Below are 312 nucleotides of genomic sequence, written 5' to 3'. Positions count from 1 at the left end.
GTGATGTACTCGCTGTGACAACCATTGAAGTAAACTGGGTACATAAAATCCAAACGAAGAAGCGTCGTTGGCGCTTGTTTTAGCCCAATATCACAGCGAGTCAATGTTATTAAGGTAATATTGAGCTCGCTGTAATGTTTGCTGTTTTGTCACATCATCTTGTTTGTCCCAATTACGATATACCATGCCGATCCTCGGATTTTTTGCAAAGCGTGTTCTATGCTCAATCATAAAGTTCCAATATAAACTGTTGAGTGGGCATGCATCTTCTGTCGTTTTTTGTTTCACGTTGTAATGGCAACCACTGCAGTA

1 pseudogene is annotated in these 312 nt (G+C 40.4%); it reads right to left on the bottom strand.

Features of this window, described 5'->3' with window-relative positions:
* Positions 1 to 90: 90 nt before the first annotated feature.
* A pseudogene (locus CWC11_RS23220) lies at positions 91 to 312 on the bottom strand (cryptochrome/photolyase family protein); the annotation flags it as partial.

Source organism: Pseudoalteromonas sp. S3178 (assembly GCF_005886985.1).
Taxonomy (GTDB): domain Bacteria; phylum Pseudomonadota; class Gammaproteobacteria; order Enterobacterales; family Alteromonadaceae; genus Pseudoalteromonas; species Pseudoalteromonas carrageenovora.
The sequence above is the reverse complement of the archived record's forward strand: the minus strand, read 5'-3'. Positions and strand labels throughout refer to the sequence as shown.